At 32.8% G+C, this 24,875-nt stretch carries 23 protein-coding genes; 8 read left to right on the top strand and 15 right to left on the bottom strand.

Going from position 1 to position 24,875, the window contains the following annotated elements; genetic code table 11:
• Positions 1-138: 138 nt before the first annotated feature.
• Positions 139-864 (top strand): hypothetical protein, encoded by a 726-nt coding sequence (locus SD960_RS03105; protein WP_318800890.1) that lies wholly within the window; start codon positions 139-141, stop codon positions 862-864.
• A gap of 177 nt (positions 865-1,041) precedes the next feature.
• Here the strand turns inward: SD960_RS03105 and SD960_RS03100 are convergent, their stop codons facing one another.
• The 6 genes from SD960_RS03100 to SD960_RS03075 form a co-directional block, all read right to left on the bottom strand.
• Positions 1,042-1,743, bottom strand: a complete 702-nt coding sequence (locus tag SD960_RS03100; protein WP_318800889.1) for a hypothetical protein — start codon at positions 1,741-1,743, stop codon at positions 1,042-1,044.
• 138 nt (positions 1,744-1,881) lie between these two features.
• The gene (locus tag SD960_RS03095) at positions 1,882-3,711 is read right to left on the bottom strand and encodes an ABC transporter ATP-binding protein (RefSeq protein ID WP_318800888.1); all 1,830 of its coding nucleotides are present in this window, start codon (positions 3,709-3,711) and stop codon (positions 1,882-1,884) included.
• Entirely contained in the window at positions 3,712-4,749 is a 1,038-nt protein-coding gene (locus SD960_RS03090) for a PDDEXK nuclease domain-containing protein (protein ID WP_318800886.1), read from the bottom strand. It lies immediately after the preceding gene.
• Between the two features lie 6 nt (positions 4,750-4,755).
• Positions 4,756-6,483 (bottom strand): phospho-sugar mutase, encoded by a 1,728-nt coding sequence (locus tag SD960_RS03085; RefSeq protein WP_318800884.1) that lies wholly within the window; start codon positions 6,481-6,483, stop codon positions 4,756-4,758.
• 154 nt (positions 6,484-6,637) lie between these two features.
• Positions 6,638-7,585: a glycosyltransferase family 2 protein gene (locus SD960_RS03080; RefSeq protein ID WP_318800882.1), complete on the bottom strand. Its 948-nt coding sequence runs from the start codon at positions 7,583-7,585 to the stop codon at positions 6,638-6,640.
• A gap of 9 nt (positions 7,586-7,594) precedes the next feature.
• On the bottom strand, positions 7,595-8,125 hold the full coding sequence (locus tag SD960_RS03075; protein WP_318800881.1) for a DUF4199 domain-containing protein: 531 nt from the start codon (positions 8,123-8,125) through the stop codon (positions 7,595-7,597).
• A gap of 248 nt (positions 8,126-8,373) precedes the next feature.
• Here SD960_RS03075 and SD960_RS03070 point away from each other — a divergent pair, with 248 nt between their 5' ends.
• From SD960_RS03070 to SD960_RS03060, 3 genes are all read left to right on the top strand, one after another.
• Positions 8,374-8,628, top strand: coding sequence for a type B 50S ribosomal protein L31 (locus tag SD960_RS03070; protein WP_029272307.1), 255 nt, complete (start codon positions 8,374-8,376; stop codon positions 8,626-8,628).
• Positions 8,629-8,880: 252 nt separating this feature from the next.
• A complete protein-coding gene (locus SD960_RS03065; RefSeq protein ID WP_318800877.1) occupies positions 8,881-10,056 on the top strand; it encodes a GlmU family protein in 1,176 nt (391 codons plus the stop codon).
• A gap of 228 nt (positions 10,057-10,284) precedes the next feature.
• A complete protein-coding gene (locus tag SD960_RS03060; protein WP_318800876.1) occupies positions 10,285-11,919 on the top strand; it encodes an ABC-F family ATP-binding cassette domain-containing protein in 1,635 nt (544 codons plus the stop codon).
• A 74-nt stretch (positions 11,920-11,993) separates the two neighbouring features.
• Here SD960_RS03060 and SD960_RS03055 read toward each other — a convergent pair whose 3' ends face one another.
• Positions 11,994-12,296 carry a GNAT family N-acetyltransferase gene (locus tag SD960_RS03055; protein WP_302093365.1) on the bottom strand — a complete coding sequence of 101 codons (303 nt, stop codon included), beginning with the start codon at positions 12,294-12,296 and terminating at the stop codon, positions 11,994-11,996.
• Between the two features lie 286 nt (positions 12,297-12,582).
• Between SD960_RS03055 and SD960_RS03050 the strand changes: the two genes are divergently transcribed.
• The gene (locus SD960_RS03050) at positions 12,583-13,242 is read left to right on the top strand and encodes an alpha/beta hydrolase (RefSeq protein ID WP_318800873.1); all 660 of its coding nucleotides are present in this window, start codon (positions 12,583-12,585) and stop codon (positions 13,240-13,242) included.
• Positions 13,243-13,549: 307 nt separating this feature from the next.
• Here SD960_RS03050 and SD960_RS03045 read toward each other — a convergent pair whose 3' ends face one another.
• A complete protein-coding gene (locus SD960_RS03045; protein WP_042567304.1) occupies positions 13,550-14,065 on the bottom strand; it encodes a hypothetical protein in 516 nt (171 codons plus the stop codon).
• 166 nt (positions 14,066-14,231) lie between these two features.
• On the opposite strand from SD960_RS03045, the gene rpmH reads away from it, so the two are divergent.
• Positions 14,232-14,393, top strand: coding sequence for a 50S ribosomal protein L34 (gene rpmH / locus SD960_RS03040; protein ID WP_008464848.1), 162 nt, complete (start codon positions 14,232-14,234; stop codon positions 14,391-14,393).
• 147 nt (positions 14,394-14,540) lie between these two features.
• Positions 14,541-17,396: a carbamoyl-phosphate synthase large subunit gene (gene carB, locus SD960_RS03035; RefSeq protein ID WP_115847333.1), complete on the top strand. Its 2,856-nt coding sequence runs from the start codon at positions 14,541-14,543 to the stop codon at positions 17,394-17,396.
• A gap of 98 nt (positions 17,397-17,494) precedes the next feature.
• On the opposite strand, the gene yiaA is transcribed toward carB, so the two are convergent.
• The 5 genes from yiaA to SD960_RS03010 all read right to left on the bottom strand — a co-directional run bounded on the left by yiaA (position 17,495) and on the right by SD960_RS03010 (position 20,083).
• Positions 17,495-17,890, bottom strand: a complete 396-nt coding sequence (yiaA, locus tag SD960_RS03030) for an inner membrane protein YiaA (RefSeq protein ID WP_042567307.1) — start codon at positions 17,888-17,890, stop codon at positions 17,495-17,497.
• Between the two features lie 157 nt (positions 17,891-18,047).
• Positions 18,048-18,584 (bottom strand): DUF4252 domain-containing protein, encoded by a 537-nt coding sequence (locus tag SD960_RS03025; RefSeq protein WP_318800827.1) that lies wholly within the window; start codon positions 18,582-18,584, stop codon positions 18,048-18,050.
• Positions 18,585-18,586: 2 nt separating this feature from the next.
• On the bottom strand, positions 18,587-19,114 hold the full coding sequence (locus SD960_RS03020; protein WP_318800825.1) for a DUF4252 domain-containing protein: 528 nt from the start codon (positions 19,112-19,114) through the stop codon (positions 18,587-18,589).
• A 14-nt stretch (positions 19,115-19,128) separates the two neighbouring features.
• Positions 19,129-19,587, bottom strand: coding sequence for a hypothetical protein (locus SD960_RS03015; RefSeq protein WP_318800823.1), 459 nt, complete (start codon positions 19,585-19,587; stop codon positions 19,129-19,131).
• On the bottom strand, positions 19,574-20,083 hold the full coding sequence (locus tag SD960_RS03010; protein WP_318800822.1) for a sigma-70 family RNA polymerase sigma factor: 510 nt from the start codon (positions 20,081-20,083) through the stop codon (positions 19,574-19,576). The genes SD960_RS03015 and SD960_RS03010 overlap by 14 nt, the downstream gene beginning before the upstream one ends.
• Before the next feature lie 247 nt (positions 20,084-20,330).
• On the opposite strand from SD960_RS03010, the gene SD960_RS03005 reads away from it, so the two are divergent.
• A complete protein-coding gene (locus tag SD960_RS03005) occupies positions 20,331-21,803 on the top strand; it encodes a S41 family peptidase (RefSeq protein ID WP_318800820.1) in 1,473 nt (490 codons plus the stop codon).
• A 131-nt stretch (positions 21,804-21,934) separates the two neighbouring features.
• On the opposite strand, the gene SD960_RS03000 is transcribed toward SD960_RS03005, so the two are convergent.
• Together SD960_RS03000 and SD960_RS02995 are read right to left on the bottom strand one after the other, a co-directional pair.
• Complete coding sequence (locus tag SD960_RS03000; protein ID WP_318800819.1) at positions 21,935-23,005, bottom strand: YncE family protein; 1,071 nt, start codon at positions 23,003-23,005, stop codon at positions 21,935-21,937.
• A gap of 5 nt (positions 23,006-23,010) precedes the next feature.
• On the bottom strand, positions 23,011-24,873 hold the full coding sequence (locus SD960_RS02995; protein ID WP_318800817.1) for a TonB-dependent receptor plug domain-containing protein: 1,863 nt from the start codon (positions 24,871-24,873) through the stop codon (positions 23,011-23,013).
• Positions 24,874-24,875: the final 2 nt, after the last annotated feature.

Here is a 24,875-nt window from a genome sequence, read left to right as displayed (position 1 = left end):
ATTTGAAAATGAATTTTCACAATAAGCAAACAATTTTCTGCGTTTGAAAGCAATAGATCGCTCATGTCTTAAACTTCAATAAAAATAAATAATACAATCAAAAATACTATATTTGATATTCCAATATAATTAGCATACATGAAAAACTATTTAAAATATATCGCCTTAGTAATCATCGGAACAGTAGTGAGTTGTAGAGATGAAGTGCAGAAGCAGCCAAAAGTAATTTATGATGCTTCAAATAAAGCAAAAGTAGTAGCAAAGACAGATTCAACACAAATTGAAGTGGCTGATTTGCCTATTCAGATGGAAGGAACAAATTATTTAATCTATCCGGTTGGAGATTTACGTGTTTATGAAAGAGGCACAAAATCACGTTACGGATCATCTAGTGTAAATGATTTGAGTTTTACGATTTCTAATTTAGGCGATTATGAAATTACGGGATATTTACAAAACCTGAAATTTCAAAAAACAGATTCAGATTCTATTCGACCATTGTCTGATAAACCTGTTTTGATCTTAACAGCGACGTATTTAAAACCTGTTGCAGATAAAACCCAAAACCAAATTATGGTGTATACTCTTGCCGATGCTGATACCAATAAAGATGGCAAAATTGATTCAGGCGATATTAAAACCTTATACTTAAGCAATATTAGTGGAGAACATTTCACCAAAATATCTGAAGATTTCCAGGAATTAGTAGACTGGAGTTTAATTGAATCTAAAAACCGTTTATATTTCAGAACTATCGAAGATACCAACCAAAACGGACAATTCGATAAAAATGATGTTTTGCATTATAACTATATTGATTTGGCTTCTAAAAAGTGGGAAGTGAAGAATTATAAACCGATTTAATGTTCTGAGATGCTAAGGTTCTGAGATTTTGAAATAAAAAAAGCTCTTTAAAAAATTAAGTTGATTAATTTTAAAGAGCTTTTTCTTTTTAAGCGATGTTTAAAATCATTTTAAACTATGTAATCTGTGTGGCAAGAAAAAAGCTTAGAATCTTAGCATCTCAGAACCTTAGCAGCTTTATATCAATATATCACTTTCTAAATCTGATTTTTCTATTTCGAAGTCAAAACCAAGTCTTTCTACCAATTCAATTACCAGTTTTTTATACCAGTTTTCAGACTTTGGATGAATGTATATTTTTTCAATTAACTGATTAATGTCGACGTTGATTTTTAACCCGTCGTTTAGTTTTATGGTACTTTTTGAAGTATCGGTCAAAATGCGGACTTCGCGCTCATACTGAAAACTTTTTCGTTTAAACAAAAACGGAAAGAACAAATCATCAAACGGAATATATTCTTTTCGATAATCGATATAATTGACTTCTCCAATATATTGATCAAAGTTGTTTTCTGGGTTTACCGCTTTTTGCAATCTGCCAATTGTGGACTGAATCGCTAATCCTTCGCTGTTTTGAGTAAAAATCTGCCACATCGCAAACGATTCGTATTCGTTGATGTGCCAGCTGCTTACAGCTACTTTTTCGCGATGTGTTTTGTAGTAATTTAAAAAGTCAGGATTATCAATGGCCAGCTTTTTAATCTCTTCATAAGTAGGTTCGCTGAAAGTTCCTTCATACTGATCTTCAAATTTATCAGAGCGGGACATGAATAGTTTTTTAGACAATAATAAATCTAAAAATTTAGACAAATCCAGATATTTCCAAACAATAGTATCCGGATCTTCAGGCAACTTTATATTTGGATTATTCAGGTACATTTCTTTAATATTTAGAGGATTATGCTCAAAAAAAATGCCACAGATTACACAGATTTAAAAGATTTTATTTCATTATTATAAAAAAGAATCCGAGTTAATCTGTGTAATCTGCGGCTAGGCTAAAAATATATCGTTTAATTACGATTCAAAAGACTGCATGGTAACCAATTTGTTATAAGTTCCGTTATGCGCAATTAGTTGGTCATGAGTTCCTTGTTCTACGATTTTTCCTTTTTGCATTACAACGATCAAATCCGCTTTTTGAATTGTCGAAAGTCGGTGTGCAATAACAATCGAAGTTCTGTTTTGCATCATATTTTCAAGAGCAACCTGAACAAATTTTTCACTTTCGGTATCCAATGCTGATGTAGCTTCATCCAGAATCATAATTGGAGGATTTTTCAATACGGCACGGGCAATCGATAAACGTTGTTTTTGTCCGCCGGAAAGTTTATTTCCGCTGTCACCAATATTTGTATAGATTCCCAAAGGTAATTCTTTTACAAATTCAAAAGCATTAGCGATTTTCAGGGCTTCAATAATTTCATCGTCTGTAGCATCAAGTTTTCCTAAGGAAATATTTGCTTTTATAGTATCATTAAACAAAATGCTGTCTTGTGTTACCAATCCCATTAAACTACGAAGAGATTGCAAATTCATGTCTTTTATATTGATTCCATCAATAGAAATAACACCGTCATTAACATCGTAAAAACGAGTTAACAAGTTTGCAATTGTACTTTTTCCACTTCCTGATTGTCCCACAAGAGCAACGGTTTGTCCTTTTTTAATTTGAAGAGAAAAATCTTTTAAAACTGTTTCATCTTCATACTTAAAATTAATGTTTTGAACTGTTATATTGTTATCAAAAGACGTTTTTTCGATTGCATCAGGTTTAGAGGTAATTGGGTTTTCCTGTTCTAAAATCTCTAAAACACGTTCTGCTGCTGCATTTCCTCTTTTTACCCCGTATGAAGCTTTAGAAATTGCTTTTGCCGGAGTTAGAATGTTATAAGCCAATCCCATGTAAGCAATAAACGCAGCGCCTTGTAATGTTTTGTCAATTAAAACCATCTGACCTCCGTACCAAAGTAATATCGCGATTACTGTTATTCCCATAAATTCACTGGCAGGTGACGCTAAGTTTTGGCGATTACCAATATTGTTTGATAAATTGAAAAAACGTTCTGTTGAATTTTGAAAAACAGTATTGAAATAGTTTTCAGAATTATATCCCTTTACCACTTTCAATCCGCCAATGGTTTCTTCTATCGTAGATAAAAAAGTACCTTGTTCCTGTTGTGCTTTGGTAGATTGTTTTTTAAGTTGTTTTCCAATTAATGAAATGATGTAACCTGAAACCGGAATGAATATAAAAACAAATAAAGTTAATTTTGGACTAATAATTAACATTGTAATTATAGTAAAAATAATAGTCAGTGGTTCTTTTACAATAAGTTCAAGAATTGCCAAAAATGAAGTTTGAACCTCATTTACATCAGCTGAAATTCTTGAAATAACATCTCCTTTTCTTTTTTCAGAATAAAAAGCTAAAGGTAGTTCAAGTGTTTTTTTATACATGGCATTTCGCATATCCCTTAAAACACCATTTCGTAAAAAAGTGATAAAAAACATTGCGGCATAATCGGCTAAGTTTTTTAATAAAAAGATTGAAATTATAATTGCAACCATTATTGATAAAACATACCCGGATTCGTGTGTGCCTTTTGTTGTGGTAATATAATAGCTCAAATAGTCTTCACCGTATTTCTGAATGTCCATAATTCCGGGATAAACCGGTTTTACTGTAATTTGTTTGCTTTTATCAAATAATACCTGAAGCATCGGTATTAAAGCAACAAAAGAAAGTGTGCTAAAAAGCGCATACAAAACATTAAAAAAGATGTTTAAGAAAGCGTATTTTTTATATGGATATATAAAAGGAATTATTTTTTTGAAATTACTCATTTATTTATAGATGTTATTTTCGGCTATTGCAATTGCTTTTTCCAGTTTTTCCAGCAATAATTTTTTTTCTGGTAGTTGGGTTAAATATGCTGATACTTTTATTTGTTCGTCATTATCCAGCATTAAATAATTTATTTGCTCTGGAGATTTTTCACTGCACAAAATTAATCCAATTGGTTTGTTTTCGCCTTCTTTTTGTTCATTTTTCTCAAGCCAACGCAAATATAATTCCATTTGGCCTTTGTATCCAGCTTTAAACTTCCCTAATTTCAAGTCAATAGCAACTAATCGGCGTAGACCGCGATGGTAAAAAAGTAAGTCAATGTAAAAATCTTCGTCGTCGATTGTGATTCTTTTTTGGCGCGCAAGAAAAGCAAATTCGCTTCCCATTTCGGTAATAAAATTTTGCAATTGTGCCAAAATAGAACTTTCAAGGTCCTTTTCAGAATAACTATCGTGAAGTCCTAAAAAGTCCAAAAAATAAGGATCTCTAAAGATTAGATCCGGACTAATTTGTTTTTCTGATTTTAAAAGTGCTAAGTCGTTGATGATGGTTTGCTCAGGTTTTTTGCTAATGGCAGTTCTTTCAAAAAGCATACTGTCAATTCGTTCCTGCAAAGTTCTTACACTCCATCTTTCGTGAACGCTCATCTGAATGTAGAACTCTCTTTTAATATTGTTTTCAATATAAATTAAAGTTCTGATATGGGACCAACTCAATTTTGCACACAGTGTGTGCAAAATTGTAAAGTCCTCAATTGTAGAGTTTAACTTGACAAAGCTTTGTAAGTTTCGTTTGTTAAAGCCTATTCCGTATTTGTCAGTTAAAGCAACGCTTAATGCTGGAATTATCTTTTTGCCATAATCCGCGCGATCATTTTTTAGAATTTCTTCGTTGATCGTTTTTCCGATATTCCAGTACAATAAAGTTAATTCCTGATTAACTGTTTTGGCAACAAAATGACGAGTCTGATCTATTAATCCTATAATTGAATTTAATAGTTCCGGCTGATTTTTTATGTCAGGTTTGTCACTCATTATTGTTTATGTCAATTGCATTCCTGCAATGATATTTTGTATTTTCTGATCTAAGAAACTTTCTGCAGCATCAAAATCATCAACTGATTCTAATTCGGCATTAACGCTGATGTAGAATTTAATTTTTGGTTCAGTACCACTTGGTCTTGCGCAAATTTTAGAGCCATCTTCAGTATAATAAATCAATACGTTCGATTTCGGAATGTCCATTGCAGATTCTTCGCCAGTCAATAAATTTAAGGCAATAGATGATTGATAATCTTCAACCATAATTACGCGTTGTCCATTGATTTCTTTCAAAGGATTTTCACGTAAATCAATCATCATCTGATTAATTTCCTGTAAACCTTCCATTCCTTTTTTGGTAAGTGAAACCAAATATTCTTTATAGAAACCATTTTCAACGTAAAGCTGTAAAAGTTCTTTGTAAACTGTGCTTCCTGCAGCTTTGGCCTGAGCAGCCACCTCACAGATCAATAAAGTAGCAGCAACTGCATCTTTATCGCGAACAGCATCACCAACCATAAAACCAAAACTTTCTTCTCCACCGCCAATAAACTCAAGCTCCGGAAAATCTTTGATCATTTTGGCAATCCATTTAAAACCTGTCAAGCCAACTTTGCATTCTACACCATAACTTGTTGCCAGTTCCATCATCATTGGAGTTGAAACTATTGTAGAACCTACGAATTGTTTTCCGTTAATTTTGCCTGCTTTTTTCCATTGTTTCAATAAAAAAGAAGTCATCAAAATCATGGTTTGGTTTCCGTTAAGCAAAATCATTTTACCATCATTGTTTCTAACAGCAACGCCTAAACGGTCGCAATCAGGATCTGTACCAACAACAATATCTGAATTTGTTTTGTCTGCCAAAGCCAAAGCCATTGTTAAAGCTTCAGGCTCTTCAGGATTTGGAGATTTAACTGTTGGAAAATCTCCATCTGGAATCGCTTGTTCAGGAACAATATGTACGTTTTTGTAACCTGCCTGCGATAAAGTATCCGGAATAGATTTTATAGAAGTACCGTGCAATGAAGTAAAAACAATATGCAAATTATCTTTGGCTTCAGCCGGAGTATCAAAACTTGCGTTTTCTATTGATGATTTAATAAAAGCCTTGTCAATTTCAGTATCGATATACTGAATCAGGCTTTCGTTGGCGTTAAATTTGATTTTGTCGTAATCTAAATTTTCGATTACATTAATAATTGCTGCATCTTCCGGTGGAACAATTTGCCCTCCATCTTGCCAATATACTTTGTAACCGTTGTATTCCGGCGGATTATGTGAAGCCGTAAGTACGATTCCGCATTGACAGCCTAAATACTTAAGCGCGAAAGATAATTCCGGAGTTGGACGTAAATCTGAAAACAAATAAACCTGAATCCCGTTTGCAGAGAAAACATCAGCCACAACCTTTGCTAAAGTATTACTATTATGACGACAATCATAAGCAATAACTACTTTTAAGGGTTGATTAGGAAAAACTTTATGCAGATAATCTGAAAGACCCTGTGTGTTTTTTCCAAGCGTGTATTTGTTAATTCTATTGTTTCCAATACCCATAACTCCACGCATTCCACCTGTACCAAATTCCAGGTTTTTATAAAAACTTTCTTCAAGTTCTTTTGGCGACGTTGTCATTAATTCCTTAACGGCCACTTGTGTTTCATTGTCAAATGTAGGCGTTAGCCATTCGTTTACAGCATTTAAAATATTAGGTGCTATATTCATGTAAATGTGTTTTTAATGTTCTAATTAAAGATAATATTTTTTAAGGAATAATCCTGCTTTATTGTAATTATCAAAAAAATATTTTTATGTTCCTGTAAGAACGCAAAAGATGCTCCTGAATTATTCAGGAACATCATATTTTGTTGTCTTTACTTTAAAAATTAACTTCTCGTGCTACTTTATAACGTGCTTCATTGCTTTTAGTACGCAATATAATTTCACCTAAAAATCCGGCTAAAAACAATTGCGTTCCTATAATCATTGATGTTATTGAGAGATAAAAATGTGGTCTTTCGGTAATTAATCGGCTTGTTTTGTGAATGAATAATTTATCGACTCCTAAGTATAGCGCTAATAAAAAACCAATCAGAAACATTATCGATCCTAATAAACCAAATAAGTGCATTGGTCTTTTTCCAAATCTTGATAAAAACCAAATCGTAATCAAATCCAGAAAACCATTGATAAAACGATCCATACCAAATTTGGTTTCCCCATATTTTCTGGCCTGATGAATAACAACTTTTTCTCCAATTTTATTGAAACCGGCATTTTTTGCCAAAACCGGAATATAACGGTGCATTTCGCCAGAAACTTCGATGTTTTTTACAACTGTGTTTTTGTATGCTTTTAATCCGCAATTAAAATCATTTAACTCAACCCCGGAAGTTTTTCTGGCAGCCCAATTAAATAATTTCGAAGGTAAATTTTTCGCCACAACAGAGTCGTATCGTTTCTTTTTCCAACCAGATACCAAATCAAATTTTTCTTTGGTAATCATTTCAAATAATCCGGGAATCTCATCCGGACTGTCTTGCAAATCGGCATCCATGGTAATAATAACGTCGCCTTTTGCTTTTGCAAAACCAGCATGCAAAGCCTGTGATTTTCCAAAATTTTTCATGAAACGAATGCCTTTTACATTGGTATTTTCGTTAGAGAAACCTTCAATAATTTCCCAGGAATTATCTGTACTGCCATCATCTACAAAAATGATTTCATAAGAGTAATTGTTAGATTGCATCACTTTAATAATCCACGAATAGAGTTCTTGTAGTGATTCCTCCTCGTTTAGAAGCGGTATAAGTATAGATAAATTCATTTATTTTTTTTATTCTTGTGTAGATTTGCTTTTAAAAAATGCTGCGAAAACTAATCCGAAAATAGCACAGATTACAATAGCGAAAACAGATCCTTTTATTAATTCTAAGGTAGAATAAGGATTAGTTATTTTCATTTTTGCAATAGTTTCATTAATTGTAGAAGCCGGAGTGCCAAACTTTTGCAGCATACCAACCGTATATTTAATCATAATTTCGCTTAAAGTATCTTTTGCTCCCGGATCAATAACATTAAATAAGACAATGTTGAATAAAGTAGAGATTAAAATACCAATTACCGCTGCAATAAAGTAAGTGGTAAAGGCATCTTTGAAAGGAAAAATTCCATTTAATTCTTTCTTGGTTTTAGAAAGCAAAATGATTGATATCGTTACGTTTATTACTAAACCAAGCAAGCCAAACCACCAGGAAACAAATAGATTTAAATCGACTGCATAAATGGTAGCAGTAATTAGCGCAGATGCAATTCCGATCATTACACCATATGTAATTCCATTCTTCTTTATAACTTCATTAATCATATTTATATATGTTTTAAAATTAATCCACAAATATAGTAATTCCGAATATAATCGTGAGGAAAAAAGCTTTTTGAATTTAAGTAAAAAAAAGTGGCGTAAAGATTTGTATATTAAAAAAGAATTGTAAATTTGCAAACTCAAAATAATTAAAAGTTTTTAAACAAAAAGAGTATTATTTGTTTACACCTTTTTCTAACCATGAAAAAGCTTCAAAATAAAAATGCTTTAAACAATAAATAAAAGAAAAGATGAAAAAAGGAATTCACCCAGAAAATTACAGATTAGTTGCATTTAAAGACATGTCAAATGACGAAGTTTTTATCACTAAATCTACTGCAGATACAAAAGAAACAATTGAAGTAGACGGAGTTGAGTATCCAGTTGTAAAAATGGAGATTTCTAGAACATCTCACCCTTTTTATACTGGTAAATCTAAACTTATCGATACTGCAGGACGTATTGACAAGTTCAAAACTAAATATGCAAAACACGTTAAAAACTAATAACTGTTTTTATTTATACAAAAGCCTTCCAATCTGGAAGGCTTTTTTTTATGCTACGAATTCACGGATTTTCTTTACTGCAATTTGAAAAGCAAAATACTACAGCTGTAATAATTAGAGAAATTCGTGAATTCGTGGCGAAAAAAAATGTATTTTCTTATTTTGAATCAAAGGCTTTTTAATCAAACTCATAAATATTTGTAACTTTGAATTCGGTAACCAAATCAATTTTAACAATATTAAATTTAATTTATGAACTACATTCTTTTTGACGGTCCCGTCCGGAATGCTTTATTACCTTTTACTTTTACAAGGCCCGTGGCTGATATTTTAATCGGAATCATGACCATTCGTCAAAAATGGGAAATGCGTTTAGGTTCTACTATAACAACAATTACTGAAGATTACCTGTCTGCCAAATTTCCTATGGTAGAAATGGAAGAAAACGTCATGATCAATGCAGCGTATTTACCAAATGACACGCTTGCCGAAATGGTTTCTGATTTAAAAGAAAATCAGGCAATTTTTAAAGGAGATGACGTAATCGCTTTTTTTACAACTGAAAATCAGGAAGAAGTTGATTTTGACTCCTACGAAATCATTCAGTATAATGAGGATTGTATAACCGTTGAGCGTACTTGGGATATTTTTTCTAAAAATGACGCCGCAATTCGTGCCGATTTTGATTACTTGACAGAAGATCGAAAATCACAGCCAATTCCGAAAAGTGTAAATGTAATTTCGCCTGAGAATATTTTTATTGAAGAAGGGGCAAAGCTTGAGTTCGTAACATTGAATGCTTCGGCCGGACCTATATATATAGGTAAGAATGCCGAAATTATGGAAGGAACCGTAATTCGTGGCCCTTTTGCTTTATGCGAAAATGCCCAAGTGAAATTAAATGCAAAAGTTTACGGCGCTACAACTGTTGGTCCGGGATCAAGAATTGGTGGTGAAGTTAAAAATTCTGTTCTTTTTGCGAATTCAAATAAAGGGCACGACGGCTTTTTAGGGGATTCTGTTTTAGGCGAATGGTGTAATATTGGAGCGGATAGTAATAATTCAAACCTGAAAAATAATTACGAAGAAGTAAAATTATGGAGCTATGAAACAGAAGGTTTTGCTAAAACCGGACTTCAGTTTTGTGGTTTGATGATGGGCGATCACAGTAAATGCGGTATCAATACGATGTTCAATACAGGAACGGTAGTAGGAGTGAGCGCAAATATTTTCGGAAGTGGTTTTCCCCGCAATTTTGTCCCGAGTTTTTCCTGGGGCGGAGCTGCCGGTTTTACCACGTATGTCACTAAAAAAGCTTTTGAAACTGCAAAATTAGTAATGAGCCGAAGAAATATAGAATTTGATGAAATTGAATCTTCAATTCTGGAACACATTTTTGAGGAAACTAAAAAATGGAGAAAGGATTAATTTAATTAGATAATTAGTCAATGCGGCAATTAGATAATTAAAATATTTGCTCCGTAAAGTTTATATGCTTTACGGAGTTTTTTTTATGTTTAAAAAGCTTTTTGTCTTGAAGTAGAATTATCTAATTATCTAATTGCCAAATTATCTAATTAATCTATCTTTGCACCTTCAAAAAATACTTGCTGAGAAGTCTAAAAATCTAAGCAGTCTAAAAATCTAAAAATCTAAATGATTACAGTTAACGATATTTCGGTTCAGTTTGGTGGAACTACATTATTTAGCGATGTTTCTTTTGCTATAAATGAAAATGATAAAATTGCCCTTATGGGTAAAAATGGTGCGGGAAAATCGACACTTTTAAAAATAATTGCAGGTCAGAGCAAACCTTCAACCGGAAGTATTTCGACTCCAAAAGATGCTGTTGTAGCTTATTTGCCTCAGCATTTATTGACCAAAGATGGTTCGACTGTAATGGAAGAAGCATCAAAAGCTTTTGGTGAAATTTTTAAAATGAAAGCCGAAATTGATGAAATCAACGAGCAATTAACCGTTCGTACTGATTATGAAAGTGATGCTTATATGAAATTGATCGAAAGAGTTTCTGACCTAAGCGAGAAATTTTATGCGATTGAAGAAGTAAATTACGAAGCTGAAGTTGAGAAAATCTTAATTGGTTTAGGTTTTGAGCGTGAAGATTTTGCACGTCAGACTTCTGAATTTTCTGGTGGATGGAGAATGCGTATAGAATTGGCTAAAATTTTATTGCAAAAACCGGATTTAATTTTGCTGGATGAGCCAACCAATCACATGGATATTGAAAGTATTCAGTGGCTTGAAGAATTTTTGATCAATTCGGCAAAGGCAGTTGTGGTAATTTCGCACGATAGGGCGTTTGTAGATAATATCACAAATCGTACTATTGAAGTAACAATGGGAAGAATCTACGATTATAAAGCAAAATATTCTCATTATTTAGAGTTAAGAAAAGATCGTCGTATTCATCAACAAAAAGCATATGATGAACAGCAAAAAATGATTGCTGATAATAGAGCTTTTATTGATCGTTTTAAAGGGACTTTCTCTAAAACAGATGCCGTTCAGTCTCGTGTTAAAATGCTTGAAAAACTGGTTATTGTTCAGGTTGATGAAGTAGATAACTCTGCATTAAAATTAAAATTCCCGCCAGCGGCACGTTCAGGACAATATCCTGTTGTGGTAAAAGAATTGTCTAAAAAATACGGAGATCATGTAGTTTTTAAAGATGCCAATATTGTTATCGAAAGAGGAGAAAAAGTAGCCTTTGTAGGTAAAAATGGTGAGGGAAAATCGACCATGATTAAAGCGATCATGAAGGAAATAGGTATTGATGAAGGAAGTGTTGAAATTGGACATAATTCTCAAATAGGATATTTTGCTCAAAATCAGGCTTCTTTATTAGATGAAAATGCTACTATTTTTGAAACAATCGATGCAATTGCTGTTGGAGATATCAGAACACAAATTAAAAATATTCTTGGAGCATTTATGTTTCAGGGAGATGATATTACTAAGAAAGTAAAAGTGCTTTCAGGAGGAGAAAAAACACGTTTGGCAATGATAAAATTATTGTTGGAGCCAGTAAACTTGCTGATTCTGGATGAGCCTTCAAATCACTTAGATATGAAAACAAAAGACATTATCAAAGATGCATTGCGTGATTTTGACGGAACTTTAATTTTGGTTTCTCACGATCGTGATTTCCTTGACGGATTAGCAACTAAAGTTTTTGAGTTTGGAAACAAAAGAGTAAAAGAACATTTTGAAGATGTAGCAGGATTCCTGGCTCATAAAAAAATGGATTCTATGAGAGAGATAGAAAAGTAAATTTTCATTTTTATTATAAACAAAAAAGCACAAGTTGATTCTTGTGCTTTTTTGTTTTTATGAAGAAACATAAATTAAATTCTAATTCCCGGAGGAAGTAATTCTTTATATTTTGGATTTTTTTTGATGAACTGTACAATTTTTGGATGGATAGGCATTAATTTAAATTTCTTTTCTACCACAATTTCCATGATGCTTTTAAGTACTGTGTCAATTAAAGCCTGGTTCTCAAATCCTTCGGGAGTATTGATTTTAGTTAAAAAAATTTTCTTTTCCTGAAACGAATATTCAACAGAAAGCAATCCTTCGGGGGTTATGGCTTCAAATTGTCTTGCAAAAGTGTTGTCTTTGATTTCCATAATGTCAATAGTTTCCATAATTAGTTGTTCTTGTAAGGTTAAAAAAATAATAGAAATGGTGGGCGCAAATGACTCATATAAAAACTCCTTAAAAAGATATTGAACATGTGTTATTTAGAATACAAAGGTAATCATTTGATTCTCAATATTAAATTATTTTTTTTGAAGAAGCAGTTTTCTCAGGCTTTACTTACTTTTTGTAATTTAAATAAGTTTAATTTGTAATTATGGCGTAAGATTTGTTGTGCATATTGCTAAAAAAAGTAATTTTAGAATCAATTTAAAAGCTACAATTTCTGAACTAATGAGTAAAATTCCTGTCTATTTTATGCCTGGTTTGGCTGCAAGTTCAACTATTTTTGAAAGAATCAATTTAGATGAATCTGTTTTCGAAATGTGTTTACTGGAATGGGAAATTCCACAGCCAAAGGAATCCTTGTCTGATTATGCACTTCGAATTACAAAAAACATCAAACATGAAAATCCGGTTCTAATTGGAGTGTCTTTCGGAGGAATTCTGGTTCAGGAAATGGCAAAACATATTGATGTCCGAAAGGTTATCATTATTTCGAGCGTTAGAAGCAATTTAGAATTTCCAAGGAGAATGAAAATTGGAAAAACTACAAAGGCCTACAAGTTGATTCCGATGAAATTGATTCTGAATATCGAGAATCTCGCAAAATATTCCTTTGGCGAAAAAGTCAACAAACGAATTAAACTATACGAAAAATTCCTTGCCATGCGCGATATTCGCTACCTGCAATGGGCGGTAGAAAATGTTATTTTATGGGAAAGAAACGAAATTGATCAAAATATAATTCACATTCACGGCGATCAGGATGAAGTTTTTCCTATAAAATACATCAAAAGCTGCATAATCGTAAAAGGCGGAACTCATATTATGATTCTCAATAAATATAAATGGCTGAATGAGAATTTGCCATCTATTATATTGGAGGATTAAATTTCAAAATTACAATTGTTTGGCTATTCGATATCTTTGTCAAAGTTTTAAACTTTGACAAAGATTTACGCACAAAGTTCTTACTTGCAATCTTGTCATCCCGAGGAACGAGGGATCTCCGCAATCAAAATCGCCAATCTTTGTAGAGTTACGCGTGTGATTTCTCCCTCCGGTCGAAATGACAAGTTAAATGTTACTCTTTCTATACAGCAGGAAAATCTAAAATCTAAACTCAGAAATCTAAAATAAAAAATCCCAAACGCCAAGAATTGGAATTTGGGATTCAAATATTGTAATTTAAAGAAATTTAAATTTTCTTCATTTGTTCTTTCATCATTGTGATTTGCTCTTTCAGCATACCTTGTTTGTCCAGTTTCTTAGCTTCATTCAATAAATTAGTCGCTTCAAGCTTTCTTCTGCGTGACATGGCAACTCCGGCAAGGTTTAATTTAGCAACAGCCAAATCCATATCCATTGATAGTCCCAGTTCGATGGCTTTTTTGAAATGTTTCTCAGCCTGGTTGATATTGGTTTGAGACAACATAATTCCGTGAAGATAATTAAAATATCCTTGTTGCTTTCTTACCAATGCAGCTTCTGGATTTTTAATGTATGCCAGCCATTTTTTAGCACCTTCAAAGTCTTGTTTTCTTAATTTAAGGAAAGCTAAAAGGATGAATTCGTTTTTAAAGTAAAGAAAAATCGGAATTGCAGTAAGTAAAATAAGGAAAATTCCATTTCCGATATTACTTTCTGTAAATTGCCAAATGCCAGCAACTACAAGAAGTCCGGCCAAAATAAGTTTAATATTTTTGTGAAACATAATAGATGTATATTTGTGATTGCAAATATAGTAAAATGAATTAAAAATATTTTTATTAAAGTACTTGCGGGGAAAAAAAGTCTTTGTATATTTGCACTCGGTTTTCGGATAACGATATTCAAAAACAGAAAAGAGATATTAGACACCATTTTAAAGATACAAAGCAATGAGCAAAAGAACATTTCAACCATCGAAAAGAAAAAGAAGAAATAAGCACGGATTTATGGACAGAATGGCTTCTGCGAATGGAAGAAAAGTTCTAGCGCGTAGAAGAGCAAAAGGAAGACATAAATTGACTGTTTCTAGCGAACCTAGACACAAAAAATAATGTTTCTATAAACATAAATAAGGCGTTACTTTTTTAGTATCGCCTTTTTTTATACCTTGTCAGTAAAAAAAACTTGCAACATTCTAGTTTTTAATGTACTACAGATCATTTTTGAAATACCATATATAACTACACAATACAAATAAAATGCCAAAAGACACATCAATAAAATCAGTTTTAATAATAGGATCAGGACCTATTGTTATTGGTCAAGCTTGCGAATTTGATTATGCAGGATCTCAATCTGCACGTTCTATTCGTGAAGAAGGAATTGAAGTTATCTTGATAAACTCAAATCCAGCGACAATTATGACCGACCCAACTATGGCCGATCATGTTTATCTAAAGCCATTAACGACAAAATCGATTATTGAAATTCTGAAGGAACATCCACAAATTGATGCTGTTTTGCCTACAATGGGAGGACAAACGGCTTTGAATTTATGTTTGGAAGCTGAAGAAAAAGGAATCTGGCAGGATTTCGGAGTAAGATTAATTGGAGTTGACGTAAACGCAATTAATATTACCGAAGACAGAGAGCAGTTTAAACAGCTTTTAGAAAGAATAAATGTACCAACTGCGCCTGCAAAAACTGCTACTTCATATTTAGAAGGAAAAGAAATTGCTCAGGAATTTGGTTTCCCTCTTGTAATTCGTCCTTCGTTTACACTTGGAGGAACAGGAGCAGCAGTAGTTTACAAAAAAGAAGATTTTGATGAGCTTTTAACGCGCGGACTTGAAGCTTCACCAATTCACGAAGTTTTGATTGACAAAGCTTTAATGGGCTGGAAAGAATATGAGTTGGAGCTTTTAAGAGATAAAAATGATAATGTTGTAATTATTTGTTCGATCGAAAATATGGACCCAATGGGAATTCATACCGGAGATTCGATTACAGTTGCACCGGCAATGACATTATCTGATACAACATTCCAAAAATTACGTGATTATGCCATCTTGATGATGCGTAGTATTGGAAACTTTGCAGGAGGTTGTAACGTACAATTCGCAGTTTCGCCAGACGAAAAAGAAGATATCGTAGCGATCGAAATTAATCCTCGTGTGTCTCGTTCTTCGGCTTTAGCTTCAAAAGCAACAGGTTATCCAATTGCTAAAATTGCTTCTAAACTGGCTTTAGGGTACAACTTAGACGAATTGCAAAACCAAATTACAAAATCAACTTCGGCTCTTTTTGAACCAACTTTGGATTATGTAATTGTGAAAATACCACGTTGGAACTTCGATAAATTTGAAGGAGCTGACAGAACTTTAGGTCTTCAGATGAAATCTGTTGGTGAGGTAATGGGAATTGGACGTTCGTTCCAGGAAGCGTTACACAAAGCGACTCAATCTTTAGAAATTAAAAGAAATGGGTTAGGAGCTGACGGAAAAGGATATAAAAACTACGAACAAATTATCGAGAAACTAACTTTTGCCAGTTGGGATCGTGTTTTTGTAATTTATGATGCGATCGCAATGGGAATTCCGTTGAGCCGTATTCATGAAATTACGAAAATCGATATGTGGTTCTTAAAACAATACGAAGAGCTTTATACTTTAGAGAAAGAAATTTCGAACTATAAAATTTCGAATCTTCCAAAAGAATTGCTGCTTGAAGCGAAACAAAAAGGTTTTGCCGACAGACAAATTGCACACATGATGAATTGTCTTGAAAGTGAAGTTCATACTTTAAGAATGGATCAAAATATTAACCGTGTGTTTAAACTGGTTGATACTTGTGCGGCAGAGTTTAAAGCGTTGACACCTTATTACTACTCAACATTTGAGGCGGAAATCGAAAAAGCAAACGGTGAGCGTTATGTAGATAACGAAAGCATTGTAACAGATAAAAAGAAAATCATCGTTCTTGGTTCAGGACCAAACAGAATTGGACAGGGAATTGAGTTTGATTATTCTTGTGTGCACGGAGTTTTGGCTGCAAAAGAATGTGGTTATGAAACAATCATGATCAACTGTAATCCTGAAACGGTTTCTACAGATTTTGATACAGCTGATAAATTATACTTCGAGCCAGTTTTCTGGGAACACATTTACGACATTATTCAGCATGAAAAACCAGAAGGTGTAATTGTTCAGTTAGGTGGACAAACAGCTTTGAAATTAGCTGAAAAATTATCTAAATACGGAGTAAAAATCATCGGAACTAGTTTTGATGCACTTGATTTAGCGGAAGACAGAGGGCGTTTCTCTGACTTATTGAGAGAATTACACATTCCTTTTCCACAATTCGGAATCGCTGAAACAGCTGATGAAGCTTCTGCACTTGCTGATACTCTTGACTTCCCATTATTGATTCGTCCTTCTTATGTATTAGGAGGTCAGGGGATGAAAATTGTAATCAACAAAAAAGAACTGGAAGAACACGTTATCAATTTATTGAAAACGATTCCAGGAAATAAATTACTTTTAGATCACTATTTAGCCGGAGCAATCGAAGCTGAAGCTGATGCGATTTGTGATGCTGATGGAAATGTTTACATCATCGGAATTATGGAGCATATCGAACCTTGCGGAGTTCACTCGGGAGATAGTAATGCTACTTTGCCTCCTTTTAATTTGGGAGAATTTGTAATGCAGCAGATAAAAGATCATACGGTGAAAATTGCAAGAGCGCTGAAAACAGTTGGTTTAATCAATATTCAGTTTGCGATAAAAGACGATACGGTTTATATTATCGAAGCAAACCCAAGAGCATCGAGAACAGTGCCGTTTATTGCAAAAGCTTACGGAGAACCTTATGTAAACTACGCTACGAAAGTAATGTTAGGACACAATAAAGTAACCGACTTCAACTTTAATCCGCAATTGAAAGGTTATGCGATTAAACAGCCGGTTTTCTCTTTCAGTAAATTCCACAATGTAAACAAGGCATTAGGACCAGAAATGAAATCAACAGGAGAAAGTATCTTGTTTATTGATGACTTAAAAGACGATCAATTCTACGAATTGTACTCTAGAAGAAAAATGTATTTGAGTAAATAATAACTCAGATTCTGATATAAAAAAAGCTCCATAAAATTATGGAGCTTTTTTGTTTTAACCTGGAAGTTGGTTTTTATTTGAATTATAATTCCAAAAGATTATTCATTAGAAAATGACATATTATCTCTTGTGTTTTTTTGTACTGAAATAGCGCCGAACAGTGCTAATAAAAATGCAAATGCATAGAAACCTTTTTCACTTGGCAGAATTGTTGCATTCCAAAGTCCAATTACCAATAACACAATTGACAAAAGAGTTCCAAACCAGCAAATTCCATAATACATATCTGTCACCGGAAGTTTTTCAAGTCTGTCTCTTACACTTTTTTGTAATGAAACTACAGCAAACAGACCAAACATTAGAACTGTAAAATAATATCCTTTTTCGTTTAAAAGCATTTCGGCTCTGGCCAGACCTACAATGTATCCAATCATTCCGGCTCCAAGTGCAACCCAAGATGCTGCAATAAAGGCATTCGATGTTTTTTGTACCATATTTAATATTTTTGGTTAAGTAACAAATATAGTTAAATTCACTTCAGTTTAAAATAAAACAGCATTGAATATTATTAAGTTTAATCTTTCAAATTATTATAAGAAAAAAGCTCCAATTATGGAGCTTTTTTTGTTTTTAAAGTAAGTAAAGGATGTATTATTTAACCAATTGCTGCAAAGGCTTTAATTGTTCCATATCTATATTTGATTCCTTCAAAACAGACATTAACGTCATGATGTTATTGGGATTCATATTTTTTCCTAAAACACGAACTACTGCAAAACCGTTTTCTTTTCTATTGGCAAAAACTACAAATTCTTCTATGTTTTCGTCAGTACCAACGTAGCTTATTGAAGCACCGTCTTTACCTGATCCAAAAGACATTAATTTTTGATATTTTGGATTCGTCAAAATAGCTTTAACTTTAGTTCTTTCGGTTTCAAATTGCGCCTGGTTTTTATCGTTTGCTTTGAACGCCAGAATATTCATTTTGTCAAAAGACTTTAAAGCTTCTGTTTGTTCGGCTGATAATTTTGCTTTTTCTAAGTTTAAAATACTTGGCGAAACATCAAGAGCAATAAAATCTTTGTTCTCTGTATTTTCTACAAAATACTTTTGCAATGAAGGTTCAGAATTGCAACTTATTAAGGTTACTATTGCTAAAATGGCTGAGGTAAAAACGTTTAGTTTCATGATTATTTTTTGTTTTTAGACGCTTTTTTTAAGTCAGAACCTCCAGGAAGCTGCATTTTATCTGTAAGGACAGAGATCTCGTTGATGTCAAAATTACCGGTTAAAGATAATAAGACCGTTTCTTCGTTTTTGGCACCGTCAATAAACATCAGCAATTCTTTAACCTGCGTGTCGCTGGCACCTGATTTTACTAATATTTTTACATTTCTTCCGCTGTCATTTACTCGCATCAATTCTTCTAAACCTGCAGTTTTTACGTATTTATCTGCAGAAGCTTTCATGTCGGCTTCAACTTTAGGATTTTTGGTTGTAAATACTTTTAAATAATCTAATTTTTTGATCAGGCTAATATATTGTTGCATTTCTTTGTCTGATGCATCAACTTTTACCTTACTCATTAAATCAAACATTTTTTTGTTTACAATTACAGAGGTTACATCGTCCTGACCATCATATTTATCAAATGCACTTTGTGCATAAAAAGTAGTGGTAACGAATGCGAAAACTAGTGTTATAATTAAATTTCTCATTTTGATTGATTTTTTTATTGTTTAAAAATTTTGTTTTTTGATTGTTCATATTCTTTAATGTATTGTACACTTTCGATACCTACATTAACATTGTTTGATAATAAGGCTAAAGCTTTTTGCGTTGCTTTCAGCGCTTCTTCCGGATTATCATAGGTTCCTAATTCTGATTGCGCTACAACCGGGGCTGTATTTTTTTCGCTTACATAAAAATAGGTTCCAATTGATAGTAAAACAACAACAGAAGCTGCAATTGATATCCACGCCACATTTCGTTTTTTAGTTTTTAGTGGAATATTCTGCGTTGATTTTTGTTGTTTTACCTGAGAGAAATAACCAAACATTGGTTTATATTGTTCCAAATGCTGCGCAACATTCGGTGAAGAAAAATATTCTTTTAATTCGTTTTCCTCGGCAATAGTAGTTTCTCCCTGAAAGTATTTTTCTAATATATCTTCTATTCTATTTAATTCCATAACGGTGTGTATTAAGCATTGATTCTCTAATTTTTTTTCTCGCTCTCGAAAGTGCTACTCTTATAGCCGTTTCATTCATGTCGACAATTTTCGCAATTTCATCAAATTCATATTGTTCAACATCGCGTAGCTGAATTAATATTTGCTGCTGTTCCGGCAACTGACTCATTATTTTTTCTACCCATTCTAAACTGTCAATGTCTTCTAATTGTTTGTCTAATTGAGGTTCTCTGTCTGTAAAATTATTATGTACAATTTTAAGGTTTCCGGCTCTTTTAGATTTTAACTGATCCAGGCAATAATTTTTGGTCATTGTCATGGCTACGGCTTCAACATTATTATAGGCATCAAGGTTCTCCTTTTTGTTCCATAATTTCACCATTACTTCCTGAGTTGCATCTTCAGCTTCCTCGGTGCTGGTTAATAATCTTTTTGCCAGACGAAAAACTTTGTCTTTAAAAGGATTAATTAATTCTATAAACACAATTTGGTTCATCTGTGGTTACTTTTTTTTGGTTTTTGGTTAGAGAAGACTAAATATTTAATCTTTTATAGTAAATTTTTAGTCTCCCTTTATTTTTATAAACAAACCTTTATAGAGCGTTTATATAGTCAAGACGAGACACAATTATTTTTGTTACAACAGTATTGAATTTTTTTTATTGGAAAAAAAACAACAAACTTATAAATGTTAAAACTAAAGATAGTATTTTTACGTTAATAGAATATAGAAACATATTTTTATGAAAACAATATTAAGAAGTGTCCTGCTAATTTTTGTATTAGCTTTGTCTTTGCAATCGTGTGAAGATGAGGACGATGTTGCCGCACCCGCTGATTTGCAGGTAAACGATTTTGTCTGGAGAGGATTAAATCAGGTTTATCTGTGGCAGGCTGATGTACCTAATTTAGCTGATGATCGTTTCGCAAATAAAGATGCCTTTAATTCATTTTTAGCGGGTTATTCAAAACCAGAGGAATTATTTGAAGATCTATTGAATAAACCGGTAAGCAAATATCCAATTAATGCCATTGACCGCTTTAGCTGGATTGTTGATGATTATACTGTTTTGGAACAGGAACTTAACGGTATCAGTAAAAACAATGGAGTTGATTTCAGACTTACCAGAGTTTCTGAAGGATCTAATGACTTAGTAGGTTATGTGCGTTATATTATTGCCAATTCTGATGCTTCAACAAAGGATGTTAAAAGAGGTTATTTTTTTACTGCTGTAAACGGAACTAAGCTAACAGTTTCAAACTACGAATCTTTATTACTGGATAGTGAAAGCTACACTTTGAATTTTGCTGACTATAATGGATCTGCATTTGTTTTGAACGGAAAATCAGTTAGTTTAACAAAAACAACTTTAGAAGAAAACCCAATTTTAATTAATAAGGTTATCAATTCAAACGGTCATAAAATTGGATATTTAATGTATAATGGCTTTTATGCTGATTATGATGCCAGGTTAAATGAAGCTTTTGGCGAATTAAAAGCACAAGGTGTAACGGATTTAGTTTTAGATTTAAGATATAATGGCGGAGGTTCTGTTCGCACAGCAACACGTTTGGCAAGTTTAATCACAGGTCAGTTTGATGGTAAAATTTTCTCAAAAAGACAATACAATATTAAATTGATGGCCAGCATGAGTACGGATGAGCTGGAAACCTTAAACGACAGATTTGTAAATAATATTGATGGAACTGCACTAAATAGTTTAAACCTTTCTAAAGTTTATATTTTAACTACTGATAATACGGCATCAGCAAGTGAATTGGTTATAAACGGATTAAAACCTTATATTAATGTTGTTCAGATTGGTGAAACAACAATTGGTAAAAATGTGGGTTCCTTTACAGTTTATGACTCAGAGACTTTGACTAAAACTAAAGTTAATCCAAATCATAAATATGCTATGCAGCCACTGGTTTTAAAAATTGCCAATTCAGAAGATTTTGGAGATTATACAAGTGGTTTAACGCCTACTTATTTACAGCAGGAGTTTGTAACTAGTTACGGCGTTTTAGGAGAAACAAACGAACCTTTTCTGGCTACAGCGATATCTAAAATTACTGGTGTAACAGCAAAAAGAATTCAGGACGATAAACAATTAGTTTTACCTTATTTTAGTGATTCCAAAAAAATAAACGGAGTAAGAAATGAAATGTATTTAGAAACTGCTCCTAAAGAATTTTTAAAAGCATTAAGATAAGAGATTAAAATGGTGATAAATAAAAAAGGCTTTCAGAAATGAAAGCCTTTTTTTTCCAAAAAAAATAAAAAAAATAAACTAAATTGATTGTTCTGAAAAAATAATTTAAAAATATTCTTTCAGCTATTTTATTAGTTATTAAAATAAAAGCCGTTTGGCAATATCCCCACGCCAAGTTCGCTAGTAAGTGTTCCTGTTAAAGAATAGATGAACACTTTTCCGGGATCTTGGTAATTTCCTGCATCGGCGATGTAGATATTATCATTTTTTACAGCAAAACCATATAGTGTACTAACTTTTGCAGCTTTAAATATTTCAGCAGTTGGTAATGTGGTAGAAGTTGTCGAAGTTGTATAAACATTACTGTCTACAGTATAATATATTTTATTGTTATTAATATCCATAAAACCAGGATGTGTTAAATCTGCGAAAGCAAGTGTTGATGCAATAGTATTGTTGCTCAGGTTAACTTTTACAATTTCACCAGCAGTTTCTGGTGCTGCATAAGAAGGTCTTCCATCACATAAAACATATAATGTTCCATTGTCTTTTACCAATGCACTAGGAACATCTCCAACTACAAAGTTTGTTACAACTGCATTACTAGCAGAGTTTATTACTGTTAATGAATTTCCTTGTCCATAACCGCCTTTGTGTGCTACATACAATTTCCCGTCATTTTCAATGATTTTTTCAGGACCTTCAACTACAGAAATTAATGAAGAACTTATAGTATTTGTAGCAAGATCAAGTACTGCTACATAATCATCTGTAGTAACCAGCGGATCTCCCCAGTTAGTGATATATCCTTTTCCGTTTGCAAAAGCAATGAATCTCGGATTGTTTAGATTCGTAGTTATTGTGGTAATGCTTTTAAAAGTATATCTGTTAACAACTTCAATTTTGTTTGATGCGTTTACAACTATATAAGCCAAATCACCATTAAAAACAATACAAATAGGAGTATCTCCAGTTACTTTTCCCGGGTTTACTGATGAAAACACATCGTTTTCTATTTGTAAATCATCAGATAAGTATGAAATAGCACCGTTTGGAGTTTGAAAATTACCTTCGTTAACAATAAATAATCCGCCATCATAATCACCGCGTGCCTCTTGAGTATTGTCATCATCATTGCTACATGACACAAAAAATGCCGAGCTTACTAGGACACTTAAAAATAGTTTATTGAATCTTTTCATGGTATTTAAAAATTAAGGTTTATGTATATAGAATAATTTCTTCCGGGCATTTGTCTGCTTGTAACAGGCTGGTAATTTTCATTCCAGATATTTAGTACTTGAAATCCAAGTTTATAACTCTTCTTTTTGCCAAAATCATAGTCAACACCAATATTACCAACGTTATAATCCTTAACTTTAGTTGCAGGATTATTAAAAGGCGTTGTGTAGGCATCTCCGTTATATAAATACTGAAAATAAGAAGAGAATTTTTTCCAATTGTAAGAGACAGCCCCTGTGAGTTTATGGTAAGGAACGTATATCAATTGCTTGTAAATTAATTCACCTCCAATCAATTGTTCGCTTTCTGAAACTGTATAGGCGTACGTTCCATTAATGGTAAAATTATTGTTTGCTATTTTTGGTTTCCATTCTAAAATTACTTCAGCACCATAAGCCCTTACTTTGTCGGTGTTTTCAGGAGACCACATATCTCCGCCGCCTTGTGACGGGACCCAACGCAATAAATTTTTAATAGAATTGTAATAAGCCGTTACTGATATTGAAAAATCTTTGGTAAAAAATTCATTACCAATTTCAGCCTGATAAGAAGTTTCGGGTTTTAAATCAGGATTGCCGCTTCCTTCCCAAAATAAATCATTATAAGTAGGCATTCTGAAGTTTTTTGAAGCATTTATTTTTACGCGGTAAAAGTCAGTAAACTGATAACGTGTTCCAAACGAAAAAAGAAATGGATTTCCGTAATTGTCTGTTACTTCCTGACGAATACTCGCATTATAATCCCATTTGTTACTTAGTGAATGACTTAATAATAAACTCGCGGAGCCTATTTCTCTTTTTACATTATCGATACTTGATCCATATCCTTTATTGCGATTATAATCGACAATCGAATTTAATTTAATCTTATCGTTTACATCAAACGCCAAATCATATTTTATAAGAGAAGTTTCAACTTTTCCATAAGTGAATAATTCTGAAGTAATACTAGGATAATATTTATAGGATTCTCCTATATGCGCAACTTTTAATTTTGAAGTAAAACGATTAAAAAGACTTTCCCATTCTAATAAATTTCGGGTATTAAAATCACCATATTTGGTTTTGGAACCATTAGGAGAAGTCAAAGAAAAATGACGTTCAGAATCGTAAAACTGGCTATAAGCCTTTAAAGTGTTTTTAGAATCAATTTTATAACCAAAAGTGGTATTCATACTGGTATTATAGTATTCGCCATTTGTGTTTCGCTGATCGGTATTGCCCGGATATTTAAAATCATTATCAGAACTGTTTCTGGAAATGCTTATCTGAAGACTATATTTATCTGATGCAACTATAGTACGATAATTGGCGCTCAGAGTATTATAACTTCCTAAACTAAAAAACACCTGATTTGAAAATTCATTTTTAAATCGTAAATCATTATTAAGGTGAATGCTTCCGCCAATGGCACTGCTTCCGTATAGAACACTTCCGCCTCCGGCTTTTACAGTTATAGAATTGAAATCTCTTGTTCCGATAGTATTAAAATCTGCCTGACCTAAAAACTGGGAATTTATATTTATACCATTCCAGATAACAGCAGTTTGCGCTCCGGTTGTTCCTCTAAAAGAAGGAGCAGAAGTCATTCCTAAACCATTTTCTTTAAAATAAATAACAGTATTATAGTTTAAAAGTGAAGTTAAAGAAGGCTGATTTTTATTGATAACAGAATCATTTAAAACCTGCACCGACTGTGAGCTGGAGTATTTTTTTAGATTGACATCAGAAACGATAACTTCCTTAAGTTTTGTAATAGAGTCATTTTGCGCCGAAATGAATTGGCACAACAATAGAAAACAAAATGCAAAACGTTTTTTTAAAGTCATAA

It is taken from the genome of Flavobacterium sp. MMLR14_040 (assembly GCF_033657265.1).
Classification (GTDB): Bacteria; Bacteroidota; Bacteroidia; order Flavobacteriales; family Flavobacteriaceae; genus Flavobacterium.
This window is presented reverse-complemented; position numbering and strand designations above follow the sequence as displayed.